Below are 401 nucleotides of genomic sequence, written 5' to 3'. Positions count from 1 at the left end.
CCGGGAGCCTGGGGCGAGCTCGGATGGCCTGCGCTGGCGCTCTATGCATCCGGCATCTTCTGGACGCTCGGATATGACACGATCTACGCCATTCAGGACCTGGAGGACGACGCCTTGGCAGGGGTGAAGTCCACCGCGCGGCGGCTGGGTGCGGCGACGCCTCGCGCCGTCGCCGGCTTCTATGGTCTGACCGTCGCCTTCGCCGCCCTGGCCGGCTGGTTGGCAGGGATGAACTGGGCCTTCTACGCCCTGCTCGGCCTCTATGCCGTTCGGCTGTTCCAGCAAGCCTGGAAGGTGCGGATGGATCAGCCGATCCTGGCGCTCAAGCTCTTCAAGTCGAACGCCTGGGCGGGGCTGATCCTGTTCGCCGCGATCGTGGCGGGGAGTTTCCACGCCCCGCC

1 protein-coding gene is annotated in these 401 nt (G+C 67.6%); it reads left to right on the top strand.

Features of this window, described 5'->3' with window-relative positions; all coding sequences use genetic code 11:
* A partial coding sequence (locus DJ017_RS19990) for a UbiA family prenyltransferase (RefSeq protein ID WP_165830745.1) occupies positions 1–401 on the top strand: 401 nt, incomplete at both ends.

This window comes from Phenylobacterium soli (genome assembly GCF_003254475.1).
Taxonomy (GTDB): domain Bacteria; phylum Pseudomonadota; class Alphaproteobacteria; order Caulobacterales; family Caulobacteraceae; genus Phenylobacterium; species Phenylobacterium soli.
The sequence above is the reverse complement of the archived record's forward strand: the minus strand, read 5'-3'. Positions and strand labels throughout refer to the sequence as shown.